Here is a 13757-nt window from a genome sequence, read left to right as displayed (position 1 = left end):
ATGCTGCGATATGTACTAAGGCGGCTTTTGACCGCCATTCCGACGCTGTTCGTCATCGTGACCATGGCGTTCTTCCTGATACGCGTCGCGCCGGGAGGCCCGTTCAACCAGGAGCGAGGGCTGAGCCCCGAGATCAGGGCCAATCTGGAAGCGCAATTCGGCCTAGGCGATCCGCTCTGGCTGCAATATGTCCACTATCTCGGCAATCTGCTGCGCGGCAATTTCGGACCGAGCTACAACATGCCGGATTTCACCGTCACCGAACTGTTCGCCAAGGGGCTGCCGATTTCGATCCAGCTCGGCACCTCGGCGCTTGTCCTTGCACTTCTGCTCGGTTCGGTGCTCGGCACCATTGCCGCGCTCAACCAGAACAAGCTTGGCGACTATACTGTGATTGCGCTGGCAACCGCCGGCAGCACAATCCCCACCTTCGTCATCGCGCCGGTGATCCAGCTCCTGTTCGGGCTGACCTGGAAGCTCCTGCCGATCGGCGGATGGGGCGATGGCGCCTTCATCAACAAGGTTGGCCCGGTGCTGACGCTCGCTCTGCCGCAGATCGCCATCGTCGCCCGGCTGATGCGTGGCTCGATGATCGAATCCTTACGGTCCCATCATATCCGCACAGCCCGCGCGCTCGGCCTCTCCGACTGGTCGGTGGTGGTCAAGCACGCGCTGCGCGGCGCCATCCTGCCGATCGTCTCCTTCACCGGCCCGGCAGCCGCGGCGCTGCTGACCGGCTCGGTCATCGTCGAGACAATTTTCTCCATTCCGGGCGTCGGCCGCTATTTTGTCGATGCCGCGCTTAACCGCGACTACACGCTGGTGATGGGAACCGTGGTGGTGATCGCGATCTTCACCATCGTCTTCAACCTGATCGTCGACGTCATGTACGCGGTCGTCGACCCGAGGGTGCGCTATGACTGACATTGCAGCCACGGCTCCCGCCGTCATCGGCCGCTCGCTCTGGGCGGACGCCTGGGCGCGCCTCAAGGCCAATCGCGCCGCCATGTTCAGTCTGTATTACCTTGCCCTGATCGGTGTCGTCAGCGTGTTCGGACCCTGGTTCGTGCCGCATCAATACACCACCATCTATGCCGACTATGTGCGCATGCCGCCCAGCCTGTCGGCCTATCCGAAGGCCGAGATGATCGAGACGGCGCTCACCGAAGCGATCAAGCGCATGCGTGTCGACATCAAGGAATGGCGGCAGGAAGGCAACCAGGTCTTCGTCACCGTCAAGTCGACCAAGCCGATCGACGACCGCAACATCCGCTATCTCGACCGTTCCGACGCCTTTGACGACACCAAGATCGAAAGCAAGTCGCCCGACGGCCTCGAAGTGACGATGAGCGCCTCGGTCAAGCAGCAGTATTTCCTGTTCGGCACCGACAACACCGGCCGCGATCTCCTGTCGCGCACGCTGATGGCCGGGCGCATCTCATTGGCCATCGGTCTGCTCGCCGGCGTCGTGGCGGTGGTCATCGGCGTCGTCTATGGCGCGGCGGCCGGCTTTGCCGGGGGCAAGGTCGACGAGGTGATGATGCGCATCGTCGATGTGCTCTATTCCTTACCCTTCATCTTCTTCGTCATCATGCTGGTGGTGTTCTTCGGCCGCAACTTCGTGTTGATGTTCCTGGCCGTGGGCGCCGTGCTGTGGCTCGACATGGCCCGCATCGTGCGCGGCCAGGCGCTGTCGATCCGCCGCCAGGAATATGTCCAGGCGGCGGAAGCCATGGGCGTCGGCCAGCGCGGCATCCTGCTGCGCCACGTCATACCCAACCTGCTCGGTCCCGTGGTGATCTACATGACGCTGCTGGTGCCCCAAGTCATCATCCTGGAGAGTTTCCTGTCGTTCCTCGGGCTCGGCGTGCAGGAGCCGATGACCAGCTGGGGCGTGCTGATCTCGGTCGGCGCCAAGAACATCGGCACCGCCAACTGGCTGCTCCTGTTTCCCGCCTTCTTCCTCGTCTCGACGCTGTTCGCCCTGAATTTCGTCGGCGACGGCCTGCGCGACGCGCTCGACCCCAAGGACCGCTGAGATGGCTGATTCCGAAACGATCCTCAGCGTCAAGGACCTGCGCGTCCGCTTCCGCACGCTCGATGGCGCGGTCGAGGCGGTGAAGGGCATCAGCATCCACGTCAATGCAGGCGAAACCGTTGCCGTGGTTGGCGAATCCGGATCCGGCAAGAGCCAGACGATGATGGCGGCGATGAGCCTGCTGGCCTCGAATGGCGAAGCCACCGGCAGTGTCGACTATCGCGGCCGCAACCTTCTGACATTGAGCAAATCCGAACTGAACAAGGTCCGCGGCGCCAAGATCAGCATGATCTTCCAGGAGCCGATGACCTCGCTCGATCCGCTCTATTCGATCGGCAACCAGCTGATCGAACCGATCCGCCGGCATCGGGGCTTGAATGCCGCCGAGGCGCACGAAGAGGCGCTCAAGCTGCTGCGCCTCGTGCATATCCCCGATCCCGAGCGGCGGATGAAATCCTACCCGCATGAAATGTCGGGTGGCCAGCGCCAGCGCGTCATGATCGCCATGGCGCTTGCCAACGACCCGGACATCCTGATCGCCGACGAGCCGACGACGGCGCTCGACGTGACCATCCAGGCGCAGATCCTGATGCTTCTGGCCGAGCTGCAACGCAAGCTCGGCATGGCGATCGTCTTCATCACCCACGATCTCGGCATCGTCCGGCGCTTCGCCGACCGCGTCTATGTCATGCGCCAGGGCGAGGTCGTCGAGGAGGGGGAGGCGGAGGCCATCTTCGTCAATCCGCAGCATGCCTATACGAAAATGCTGCTGGCGGCCGAGCCGACGGGCAGCAAGGCGCCGCCGCCTGCCAATGCCCCGGTGGTGCTCGAAGGCAGGAATGTCGAAGTGACATTCAGGATCGGCGGCGGGTTTCTTGCTGGCGAGCCGCTGATGCTGCGCGCCGTCGACCACATCTCGATCCGGCTGCAGCGCAACCAGACCATCGGCATTGTCGGTGAATCCGGCTCGGGCAAATCGACGCTCGGCCGCGCCTTGCTGAGGCTGTTGCCGAGCGATGGCCTCATCCGTTTCGGCGACCGCGACATTTCCACCGCCGACCGACAGGCGATGCGGCCGCTGCGGCGCGAGATGCAACTGGTCTTCCAGGACCCGTTCGGTTCGCTGTCGCCGCGCATGACCGTCGGCCAGGTTATCACCGAAGGGCTGCTGGTGCATGAGCCGAACCTGTCGGGCAAGCAACGCGATCAACGCGCGGTCGAGGCCTTGAACGAAGTCGGCCTCGATCCCAATGCACGCAACCGCTACCCGCACGAATTCTCCGGCGGGCAACGGCAGCGCATCGCCATCGCGCGGGCCATGATCCTGAAGCCCAAACTGGTGGTGCTGGACGAGCCGACCTCGGCCCTCGACCGCTCGGTGCAGAAGCAGATCGTCGAACTGCTGCGCAAGCTGCAGGCAGACCACGAACTGTCCTACCTCTTCATCAGCCACGATCTCTCGGTCGTGCGCGCCATGGCCGACTACATCATCGTCATGAAGCAAGGCAAGATCGTCGAGGAGGGGCCGACCGAGGCGATCTTCAGCAACCCGCAGCACGCCTACACACAGACGCTGATGGCCGCCGCGATCGACGTCACACGCTTCAGGCTGAGCGCCTGAAGCGCGTCCGCCCGGGTGAGCTCAAGCTCATTGCGAAGGCGAGGTGCATCGGCGTGCCCTGGCGCTGGCAAGAGCCGCTTGTTGCTGTTTCAGGCGGTCGATCCTGGCCGTTTCGCGCTCCGCGACCGCGCCCTTCACGCGTGCGCCGCCAAGCAGCCAGCGTGGAACGCTGGTGTTGGCGACCTTGCCGCGGGTGATTGCGGTTTGCGAGATGTCGCGCGCGACGTCACCCATCGCGCTGTTGAGCTCGGCGCAGCTCATGCTGTCGTATTTCGCCGGATCGACGGTTCGGCCGATCGACGAACAGCCGGCGAGAAGAAACAGTGCAATCACAAGAGCCGGTGGTGAGGCTGTCGTTGAAATCAGATTCATGTCCGCACCCCGGCACAGCCGCTTCACTGGCTCTATCACATGCATCGAACTACTAGAGCCGACGGCGATCTTCGTCAAAGTTTCCGATCGCTACGGAACCCATCGCAGAGCCGAACCCATCGCCACATGAACACACGGGGGGGGGGCGCAAAATTTCAGGAACGTTCTCGGTCACTCGAAGTTGGTGTCCGTCGAGTGCACTAAAACAATGACTGGTAAACGGGGAAGCCCGTCCCGGCTGACGCTGGGGCGGGCTTTCTTTTCGTGTTCGCTTGGGCAGGCAGTGGGCGATCAGTAGCCGTCGTTTTCGATGACCACGGGGTGGTGGTGATAGTGACGGTGAGTGGAAACGGAGCCTGTCACGACGACGGTGTCTGGGCGATGATGCCGTCTCACGACGACCATGTCTCCGCGATGATGCCGGCGTCCATGATCGTAGAACGCAACTTCGCCATGGCGGCGGTGATGCAAGCGCTGACCGTCCTCGTTGATGATCCTGACGCTGTTGTGGTGTCGATGGTGGGTTCTGATAACCACATCGGCTTCGGCTGCCGAAGCTATGGCCGGCAAGCCGACGGAAAGCGCCAACGCGCACATGATCATTGTTTTCATTGCAGTTTCTCCATTTCCTGAATTGGCCCTTCGTTTGGATAACTGCCCGCGATCACTTTGGTTCCGGCCTGCTTGGGCCAGCCCGAAACGCTTGCGGCATGTCGAAAGAGGGGCGACCGCATCGCCTAGGGCTGAGAAGGGGCTGCCTCTCGCTGATGGTATTTGCAAAGAACGATGCGTCTCGACGCGTCGGTCTCGCTCACGTCGGGCAGCACAACGATCTGCCCCCAAAAATCGCAATATCTGGCTACTGCCTCCGGCAGCTCCTTGCCGCTCATGCCAGAGATCGCAGCGATATCACCTTCGCTACAGTTGGTCTTTCGGGAGAGCTGCGCTGCCGCCGCTACTATCTTGCATGACCGCTCGTCGTTTGCTTGCGAGGGCGCGCAACCGCAGGCAAGTGCGATTGCTGCTGTGACAACCAATTTGCGCATGATGGCTCCGGACCTGACCGGCATTCTGTCGCCGCCGTAACAACAAATATGAAGCGCAGCTAATACAAAGGCAAATTCACCAGGCCATCTCTCGATTTGCCAATGGCGGAACATTAGGCGCGCCTAATTGTTCTACTCCTCACAGCCGACATCCGTGTCTGCTGAAGATCAGCCGGCAAAGGCTGGTCGGCCAGCGTTCTCCGCCAGAGGCGCGGGCTTCCCCAGGCAACAGGAGAACGATTATGAACAACATCATTTGGCTCGTTGGCGCGGTGGTCATCGTAATTGCGATATTGAGCTTCTTCGGCCTCCGATAGGTGCGACGCGGGTTCTGGCCGGTTGCCCGTTGATCGGCCAGTCGGCCTTTCGTCGACTTTCCTGTTCCTCTGACGCTTCCGTGGGGAGGAGCGGGGGTGTTCGCATTCCGTCCCCCCGGCGGCCAACCCGGCCGTAGCGCCGATGCCAAGCATGCACTAACATTCCAGCCTGACCCCGTAGGGGCTGCCCAGTGATCTGTTCAAATTGGGGACCTACCCATGACCAATCATTGCTGTGGACCGGGCTATGCTTCCCCAGCCGAGGCGATGACCGCACCTCGCGAAAAGCTGCTCTATACGATTGCCATCTACACCGGCACGGGCATTCAGAAGCCGGACTATTTGTGCACCATTGATGTCGACCCGGAGAGTTCGACCTACAGCCAAGTGATTTCACGTTTGCAAATGCCGGGTATTGGCGATGAGCTTCATCACTCGGGCTGGAATGCCTGTTCGTCGTGCCATGGCGATGCGAGCATGGAGCGGAAATATCTGATTGTGCCGGGTGTGCGCTCGTCCAATCTGCACATTGTCGATTGCGGCACCGATCCTCGCAATCCGACACTGTTCAAAGTCATAAGCGGCGCTGACATCAAAGCCAGGGCCAACTTGTCGGCACCGCACACGGTGCATTGCCTCGGCTCGGACATCATCGTTTCCATGCTTGGCGACGCTCAGGGCAATGCCCCCGGCGGCTATTTGCAGCTCAGCAAGGAGTTCGAGATTGTCGGCCGTTGGGAAAACTCCATGGGCGGTATCAAGTTTGGTTATGATTTCTGGTACCAGCCGCGACACAATGTAATGGTCAGTTCGGAGTGGGCCGCGCCCAACACCTTCATGCCCGGTTTTGACCTGGAAGAGGTTGGCCATCTGAAATATGGCCGGGAGATCCATTTCTGGGATTTTGAAAAGAAGGAGCCGAAGCAAACATTCTATCTCGGTGAAGATGGCCTGATCCCACTGGAAGTGCGGTTCCACCACAATCCCGACAGCAGTCACGGCTTTGTTGGCGCGGCCCTTTCAGCAAATATCATCCATTGGTGGAAGGATGCGGCGGGTGATTGGCAATGGGAAAAAATTATCGATGTCGACAATGAGCCACATCCCGAATGGCCGATCCCGATTCCGGGCGTGATCTCGGTCATCCTGCTCAGCATGGACGATAGATACCTCTATTTTTGTAACTGGTTGCACGGCGACATCCGTCAGTACGACATCTCGGACCCTCACAATGCCAAGCTTACTGGACAAGTGTGGATGGGCGGACTTCTCGGCCGTGCGCCTGAGGTCAATGGCGTGAAAGTGACTGGCGGGCCTCAGATGATACAGCTCAGCCTCGACGGCAAGCGCCTGTATGTGACGACCTCACTTTTCTCCACCTGGGACAATCAGTTCTATCCGGAAATTCGCACCAACGGCGGATGCATGCTGATGGTCAATTGCGATACGGAAAACGGCGGCATGGAAATCGATCCGCGATTTGTTGTCGATTTTGGCAAGGAACCAAATGGACCAAGCCGCTGCCACGAAACCCGTTATCCCGGCGGTGATTGCACGAGTGACATCTGGGTATGACCAGCTTCACCATCACTCTCGCCAATCAAGGCGGTGCGGCCTTCGATGTCGATCACCGCAAGCCCCTCTTGCAAAGCTTGCGCGAGCAGGGCGTGGATTTGCCCTACGGGTGCCAGTATGGCGGCTGCATAAGCTGTGCGGCCAAAATAATCAGCGGCAAAGTCAATCAGCAAGCGCAGCGGGCGTTGAACAACCGCCAGATCAACAATGGCTATATAATCCTCTGCGTCGCCCGCCCTTTGAGCGACTGCACGCTGGAGGTCGGCGTTGAAAGTCACGACAAACTCTACCGCAACCCCTTCCTTGACCCCCTGGCCGCTCATGAATTGAAAGCCGATATTGCGACCCCGTTGGACGAACAGAAATGACCCATATGAACCATGATGAGCCCTATCCGGAGGCTTATCTGCAAGGAATTCTGAAATCGGTGAAAACCATCGCGATGGTGGGGGCCAGCCCCGACAAGACCAAGTTCTCCTATGGTGTACTGCGGGTGCTGCACGAGATCGGCTACGATATGATCCCCGTCAACCCCAGTCCCGGTCTGGATGAAATCCGAGGGCTCAAGGTGTACCCGTCGCTGGCGGCCATCGACCGGCCTGTCGATATGGTCGAGGTTTTTCGCCGTTCCGAAGATCTGTTGGACGTTGCTGAGGAAGCGATCGCCATCAATGCCAAGGTTCTGTGGGGTCAGATTGGCGTGCGCGATGACGCTGCCGCCCAGTTGGCGGAGGAAGCAGGCTTGAAAGTGGTGATGAACCGCTGTCCAAAGATTGAGTTGTTCCGCCCCTTCTGGAAGCCGAAGTTGCACTTGGGAATATGATTGCGGGTCACCGAATTCGGAGGTGTCGCGGCAACCGACCTGTTCCCCTGGTCTTGGATTGGATTCTACCCGAGGTACGATGCCAGATGGGCGCTGAGATCACGCGCGTCGTCGCCAGCGCCGTCGATCAGCGCAGATTTGCGGCGGCGCAGAAACTGCATCCCCATCAGGTACAGGCCCGGATGTTCAGCAACCCCGCCATCGTGACGGACGTAGCCCTTGCGGTCGATGACCGGCAGTTCCAGCCACGAGTAGTCCGGACGGTAGCCGGTGGCCCAAATGATCGTCCTGATCGCGCCGCTGGCGAGGTCGAGGCCGAGCGGCGGGTTGTCCTCGACATGGGTCGGCGGCGGGCGATCCGGCGGCCCGACCGTCGCGTCCAGGCCGTTGTCGCGCGCCCATTCGTCGATGAGGTCGAGCAGCCGGGCCATCTTCAGATCGGAAAGCGCGCACATGTTGCGCAACGACCCCGCAAACTGGGCTTTGCCGTCTTCGGTGATGCCGGCGAGGCGGCCGACGAGCCGGACGCCGAGGTCGACCAGCGCATTGAGGTCGAGGGTGGTGCGGTCGGGCGTGCCTGCAAGCTGCAGCGAAGGAACCCGTCGTGCCCGCCTGATGTCGTCTACCTCGTCGTAGCGCTCGTCGAGCACGCCGGCGGCGTCCATCCACCACTCCAGGTCCTTGCCGCGATAGACGCGGGGCGCCCGGATGTGCTCGCCCACCGACAGGGTCACTTGGCGCCCCGAACGCTGCAGTTCCTGAGCGATCTGGGTGCCGCTGGCCGACGCGCCCACCACCAGCACGCCACCGTCGGCGACCTGACCCGGATTGCGGTAGGACTGCGCCGTCAGGATGGTGACCGACGGCGGCACGCGGACGGCGAAATCGGGCAGGCGCGCGATGTTGCACGCGCCCGACGCCAGCACCACGGTCCGGCACCGCCACTCGCCGCGATCCGTGCGCACAAGATATCCCGCCCCGTCGCTGCGAACCGAGCTGACGGTCGTGTGGGTTCTGACCGGAGCCGAGATCGCCTTGGCATAGTTCCCGAGGAAATCGATCACCTCTGGCATCGTCCGGTAGCCATCGGGGTCGTCGCCGTCATAGCGGAAGCCCGGTAGCCGACTCTGCCAGTTCGGGGTGAGCAACCGCAGCGAATCCCACCGCTCGGTGCGCCAGGTATGGGCAATCTCGCCGCGCTCCAGCAGTACATGGTCGATCGAACGCTCCGCGAGGCAGCGGCTCATCGCGAGCCCCGCGTGCCCTGCACCGACGATCACGGTGGTGACGGAACTAATCGCGCCCTCTCAGAGTCTACCGCTCGAAGTGCCTTTCAATTCACCACGACCGTGACGTTCGTCGGATTGGTGACAATGTCATAGACCGCAGATCGCTTCTGCGACTGAGCGACGAGTGCCTCGATATCCTCGGGCTTGGCGTCGGCGTCGATGTTGTACTTCACCGTGATGCCGCTGAAGCCGTTGCGAACGTCGCTGTCGATGCCGAGTATGCCGGCGAGATCCATGTCACCTTCGATTGTAGCCTTCACCGACTTCAACTGGATGTTGCGGTTCTGGGCAACCGCGGCGATGCCGGCGGTCAGGCAACTCGCCAGCCCGACCAGCACGTATTCGACAGGCGTGGCGCCTTTGTCCAAGGAAGCGAAGACCTCCGGATGGTCGGCGTCGAATGCGAACGTGGTCTTGCGATGCTGGTCCTGGCCGAGACCGTAGAAGCTCTCGACTGTCGAGTGGCTGTGGGTGCCGTCCTTCCATTCGCAAGCCGCGCGCCACTTGAATTGCGCGGCCTCCGGGGCGTTGGAAAGCGCTTCCTTTGCGGCGAGAAGCGCCTCTACGTTAACGCCATTGTTGGCCTGTACTTCGGAAGCCATGATTATCCTCCCTAACTTGCACTGGCTCAAAAACCCGACCGATTCCACTGACCTCCTGATCAGATTTCACCAAGGTGTGGCATGGTATGGGTAGCGAAGTTTTTCATCAAGTTGTTTCCGCAGGGATACAGTCGTCCCTCGCGCACCGAGTTGCGCTTGCAGGCGAAGGAGTGCCCTGCATGTCGGTCGACGGCGACCGTGGGACTGCCAAGGGCATGCCGCGCGTTCACGCGCCTGACCACTGTGGGCGCGGTGGATAATTAGGCGAAGCAATCTGTGGGGTATCGGGAGAAACAAATACCTAAGTATCTGTTTTTTCTGGTCGGAGTGGCAGGATTTGAACCTGCGACCCCCTCGTCCCGAACGAGGTGCGCTACCAGGCTGCGCTACACTCCGTGACCAGACCGCGGGCTTATAGCCGCCGCACTTCGTTCCTGCAAGCGGCAATGGCAGTGGTTCTGTCGCATTTCGTCGTCTTTCGTCGGGCATTCCCGGAAAGCCCGGATTTCCACCCGGGATAAACCGGGCATAAAGTCTTGTGTGCTAGACCGCCGCGTCGATGGATCGTATTTCTGCCGCCTGGAGCTTTGCTGTCTTGCCCCCAAAAATCGTTGGCGAAGCCCGCCCCAACAGCTTCGAATTCGAAACCGAGGCGCTGATCAAGGCGTCGGGTTTTCGCGAATACGATGCGCGCTGGTGGTTCGGTCATCCCGGCTCCGCGCAACCGCCGGAGCTTAATCTGATCGGAGTCCAGGCGCTCGGCATGGGGCTTGGCACGCTGATCCGCCGTCTCGGTGCTGGCCCCGATATCGTCACCGGGCACGATTTCCGTTCCTACTCGCTGTCGATCAAACTGGCGCTGGTCACCGGCCTGATGGCCGCCGGTGCAAAGGTGAGGGATATCGGCCTGGCGCTGTCGCCGATGGCCTATTTCGCCCAGTTCGCGCTGGACACACCGTCCGTCGCCATGGTCACCGCCTCGCACAACGAGAATGGCTGGACCGGCGTCAAGATGGGCGCGGCGCGGCCGCTGACCTTCGGCCCGGAGGAGATGAGCGCCCTGAAGGCGATCGTGCTGGCTGGCGACTTCGACCTCACCGGCGGCGGTTCCTATGACTTCGTCCGCGATTTCCGCGCGACCTATCTCGATGATCTGGTCCGTGACAAGCGCATCACGCGAAAGCTGAAAGTGGTCGCCGCTTGCGGCAATGGTACCGCCGGCGCCTTTGCCCCGGAAGCGCTTCAACGCATCGGCTGCGAGGTCATCCCGCTCGATGTCGAACTCGACCACACCTTCCCGCGCTACAATCCCAATCCCGAGGACATGAAGATGCTGCATGCCATCAGGGACAAGGTGCTGGAGACCGGCGCCGATGTCGGGCTCGGCTTCGACGGCGATGGCGACCGTTGCGGTGTCGTCGACAATGAAGGCAACGAGATTTTTGCTGACAAGGTCGGCGTCATGCTCGCGCGTGATATTTCGCTGCTCCACCCCGGCTCGACCTTCGTCGTCGACGTCAAGTCGACCGGCCTGTTCAACACCGACGCGGTGCTGCGCGCCAACGGCGCCGTCACCGACTACTGGAAGACCGGCCACTCCTACATCAAGCGCCGCGTCGCCGAGCTCGGCGCCGTCGCCGGCTTCGAAAAGTCAGGCCATTTCTTCTTCAATCCGCCGATCGGGCGCGGCTACGACGACGGGCTGGTCACCGCGATCGCCATCTGTCAGATGCTGGATCGCAGCCCCGGCAGTTCGATGGCCGACCTCTATCGGGCGCTGCCGCTGACCTTCGGCACCCCAACCATGTCGCCGCACTGTGCCGACGATGTGAAGTATGGCGTGGTCGAGCGGGTGGTTGCCGATTTTCAGGCGATGCAGCGCGATGGCGCCAGCTTCGCCGGCCAGAAGATCATCGATCTGATCACCGTCAACGGCGTGCGCGTCGTCGCCGAGGACGGCACCTGGGGCCTGGTGCGGGCATCGTCGAACAAGCCGGAGCTTGTCGTCGTCGTCGAAAGCCCGGTGTCGTCGCAGCGTCGCCGGCAGATGTTCGACGCCGTCGACGCCGTGCTGCGCCGCAGCCCCGAAGTCGGCGCCTACAACCAGACTTTCTAGCTTCGGGACCTGGTCGCAGCAGCGCAAACGTCAGCGACGGGTACTAGCCGGCGGAAGCGGTCTGCTCCAGGGCGCTCCAGTCGAACGCTCGCGCCCAGTCGGCAAAACTGTGCCAGCGGACCTCGGGGAAATCCTTGCGCAAGGCGGTGATATCGACGTCGTAGCCGACGCGGTCGAACCATTCGAACATCAGGGCCGCATCCTCGCTTTGCTGGCGCGCCACGGCGAGCGGGATTTCCTGATAGCGGATCGGGCGACCGATGGCCTCGGACAGGATTCTCGCTTGCTTTTCACCCGACAATTCGTCCCCGGCGAAATCGAACCGCTTGCCGAACACCTGTTCTCGCCGTTCGGCCAAGGCGGCGACGAAGCCGCCAATGTCCGCCAGGGCGACCAGTTGGAGGACGCGTTCGGGAGGCATCGCGAAGGCATAAGTGCCCTGGCTGAGCGCGCCGATCGACCATGGCGCCACAACATTCTCCATGAAGGCGACCGGCGCGCTGATCGTGTAGGGGATACCAAGCCCGACGACATGCTTCTCGACCAGATACTTGCTTTCGAAATGCGGGATGCCGGTCTTCTTGTCGGCGTCGGCAACGGAAGAATAGATCAGGTGTCCGACGCCGGCAGCCTTGGCGGCATCTGCGGCGATGATCCCCTGGCGGGTTTCCTCCTGCATGCCAGCCTCATAGCTGTTGCCCATCAGGAACATGGTCTCGACGTCTTTTGCGGCCCTGACGACGGAGGCTGCGTCAGCGAGATCGCCGGCCACGATCTCGGCGCCCGACAACGCCAGTTGGCGTGCGGCCTCACTGTCCGGCTTGCGCGTCAGGGCCTTGACGCGATGTCCCCTGGACAACAATGCGCGCGCAACCGCGCCGCCTTGCTGGCCGGTAGCGCCGGTCACCAGAATGTTTCGTTTGCTGGCCATGGTGTCTGCTCCTTCTTGTTTGGCTGCAGCAAAGTTAGGATCTTTCGCATTGATGCATAATTGACTATAATTGGGAAACGTCGTCCCAATTTTGAATACAATGATCGACCTCAACGATATCGTCGTGTTCGCTCGCGTCGTCGAAGCCGGCAGCTTCACCGCTGCCGCGCGGCTGCTCGCCATGCCCAAGACGACGGTCAGCCGCCGCATTGCCGCGCTCGAGCGCGAAGTCGGCGTCCGCCTGCTGCAGCGCACGACACGTAGCCTCAACCTGACGGATGCCGGGCGTCTCTACTATGAGCAGAGCAGCCAGGGCCTGCGCACCATCGAGGAGGCAAATCTGCGCCTGGCGGAGGCGAGGGCGGAGCCGTCGGGCACGATTCGCATTTCGGCCCCGGTCGGCTTTGGCGGCCATTTCCTGATCCGCGCCGTGGTCGACTTTCTCGCAATGTATCCGAAGACCAATGTCGAACTCCGCCTCACAGACGACAGGCTCAATCTGGTCGAGGACGGCATAGACCTCGCTTTCCGCACAGGGATGCTTCAGGATTCGACGCTGATCGCCCGCAAGCTCGGCTCCACGCACCGGCTGCTCGGCGCCAGCCCGGACTATCTCGCCCGGCACGGCACGCCGCAAAGCCCGGCGGACCTCACGCACCATCAATGCGTCATCGCAGGCGCTTCGGCCTCAGGCGCCCATTGGGTGCTGGAAGGGCCACACGGCCAGGAAACGGTCATGGTGGCAGGGCGCTTTGCCGCCAATGAAATGCAGGCGGTCGTTGCGGCCGCGCTCGCCGGCTTCGGCATCGCCCAATTGCCCCAGGCGATCGCCGAAGGGCTGATCAAGGAGGGGCGACTGCGGCACGTTCTCGCGGATTACACGACACCGGCCGGCGGCCTGCATGCCCTCTATCCGAGCGGCCGCCACCTATCGCCCCTGGTCAAGGCATTTATCGAGCTTGCATCCAAACGCATTTCCAAGGGCATAAACACCGCTTAAGGCTTGTGTAGTAGCACCGGCCACCAA

Annotated in this window: 14 protein-coding genes and 1 tRNA gene; 9 read left to right on the top strand and 6 right to left on the bottom strand. The window is 61.7% G+C overall.

The features are described from left to right. From AC1D08_RS05340 to AC1D08_RS05330, 3 genes are read left to right on the top strand one after another with little or no spacing between them, the layout of a single operon-like run. Entirely contained in the window at positions 1-924 is a 924-nt protein-coding gene (locus AC1D08_RS05340) for an ABC transporter permease subunit (protein ID WP_477226159.1), read from the top strand. Beyond that, a complete protein-coding gene (locus tag AC1D08_RS05335; RefSeq protein WP_477226160.1) occupies positions 917-2038 on the top strand; it encodes an ABC transporter permease in 1122 nt (373 codons plus the stop codon). The genes AC1D08_RS05340 and AC1D08_RS05335 overlap by 8 nt, the downstream gene beginning before the upstream one ends. Before the next feature lies 1 nt (position 2039). Further along, on the top strand, positions 2040-3659 hold the full coding sequence (locus AC1D08_RS05330; RefSeq protein ID WP_477422692.1) for an ABC transporter ATP-binding protein: 1620 nt from the start codon (positions 2040-2042) through the stop codon (positions 3657-3659). A 27-nt stretch (positions 3660-3686) separates the two neighbouring features. Here AC1D08_RS05330 and AC1D08_RS05325 read toward each other — a convergent pair whose 3' ends face one another. Continuing rightward, positions 3687-4031 (bottom strand): hypothetical protein, encoded by a 345-nt coding sequence (locus tag AC1D08_RS05325; protein WP_457155000.1) that lies wholly within the window; start codon positions 4029-4031, stop codon positions 3687-3689. Between the two features lie 429 nt (positions 4032-4460). Between AC1D08_RS05325 and AC1D08_RS05320 the strand changes: the two genes are divergently transcribed. Beyond that, entirely contained in the window at positions 4461-4664 is a 204-nt protein-coding gene (locus tag AC1D08_RS05320) for a hypothetical protein (protein ID WP_477422690.1), read from the top strand. A gap of 104 nt (positions 4665-4768) precedes the next feature. Here the strand turns inward: AC1D08_RS05320 and AC1D08_RS05315 are convergent, their stop codons facing one another. Beyond that, positions 4769-5191 (bottom strand): hypothetical protein, encoded by a 423-nt coding sequence (locus AC1D08_RS05315; protein ID WP_457155117.1) that lies wholly within the window; start codon positions 5189-5191, stop codon positions 4769-4771. Between the two features lie 422 nt (positions 5192-5613). Between AC1D08_RS05315 and AC1D08_RS05310 the strand changes: the two genes are divergently transcribed. Genes AC1D08_RS05310 through AC1D08_RS05300 form a run of 3 tightly spaced genes read left to right on the top strand, consistent with a single transcriptional unit; the run spans position 5614 to position 7792 of the window. Beyond that, complete coding sequence (locus AC1D08_RS05310; RefSeq protein ID WP_477422688.1) at positions 5614-6969, top strand: selenium-binding family protein; 1356 nt, start codon at positions 5614-5616, stop codon at positions 6967-6969. Continuing rightward, the gene (locus AC1D08_RS05305; RefSeq protein ID WP_095089772.1) at positions 6966-7337 is read left to right on the top strand and encodes a 2Fe-2S iron-sulfur cluster-binding protein; all 372 of its coding nucleotides are present in this window, start codon (positions 6966-6968) and stop codon (positions 7335-7337) included. The genes AC1D08_RS05310 and AC1D08_RS05305 overlap by 4 nt, the downstream gene beginning before the upstream one ends. A 5-nt stretch (positions 7338-7342) precedes the next feature. Next, positions 7343-7792, top strand: coding sequence for a CoA-binding protein (locus tag AC1D08_RS05300; protein ID WP_206073782.1), 450 nt, complete (start codon positions 7343-7345; stop codon positions 7790-7792). Positions 7793-7857: 65 nt separating this feature from the next. Here AC1D08_RS05300 and AC1D08_RS05295 read toward each other — a convergent pair whose 3' ends face one another. The 3 genes from AC1D08_RS05295 to AC1D08_RS05285 all read right to left on the bottom strand — a co-directional run bounded on the left by AC1D08_RS05295 (position 7858) and on the right by AC1D08_RS05285 (position 10079). Then, the gene (locus AC1D08_RS05295; RefSeq protein ID WP_457152580.1) at positions 7858-9072 is read right to left on the bottom strand and encodes an NAD(P)-binding domain-containing protein; all 1215 of its coding nucleotides are present in this window, start codon (positions 9070-9072) and stop codon (positions 7858-7860) included. A gap of 53 nt (positions 9073-9125) precedes the next feature. After that, a complete protein-coding gene (locus tag AC1D08_RS05290) occupies positions 9126-9683 on the bottom strand; it encodes an OsmC family protein (RefSeq protein ID WP_095089778.1) in 558 nt (185 codons plus the stop codon). Between the two features lie 319 nt (positions 9684-10002). Then, positions 10003-10079, bottom strand: a tRNA-Pro gene (locus AC1D08_RS05285). Between the two features lie 199 nt (positions 10080-10278). Here AC1D08_RS05285 and AC1D08_RS05280 point away from each other — a divergent pair. Then, positions 10279-11799 (top strand): phosphomannomutase/phosphoglucomutase, encoded by a 1521-nt coding sequence (locus tag AC1D08_RS05280; RefSeq protein WP_457152581.1) that lies wholly within the window; start codon positions 10279-10281, stop codon positions 11797-11799. 43 nt (positions 11800-11842) lie between these two features. Here the strand turns inward: AC1D08_RS05280 and AC1D08_RS05275 are convergent, their stop codons facing one another. Continuing rightward, positions 11843-12730 carry an NmrA/HSCARG family protein gene (locus AC1D08_RS05275; protein ID WP_457152582.1) on the bottom strand — a complete coding sequence of 296 codons (888 nt, stop codon included), beginning with the start codon at positions 12728-12730 and terminating at the stop codon, positions 11843-11845. A 100-nt stretch (positions 12731-12830) separates the two neighbouring features. Here AC1D08_RS05275 and AC1D08_RS05270 point away from each other — a divergent pair, with 100 nt between their 5' ends. Continuing rightward, positions 12831-13730 (top strand): LysR family transcriptional regulator, encoded by a 900-nt coding sequence (locus tag AC1D08_RS05270; protein ID WP_457152586.1) that lies wholly within the window; start codon positions 12831-12833, stop codon positions 13728-13730. Positions 13731-13757: the final 27 nt, after the last annotated feature.

Source organism: Mesorhizobium sp. P2_E6 (genome assembly GCF_056403835.1).
The sequence above is the reverse complement of the archived record's forward strand: the minus strand, read 5'-3'. Positions and strand labels throughout refer to the sequence as shown.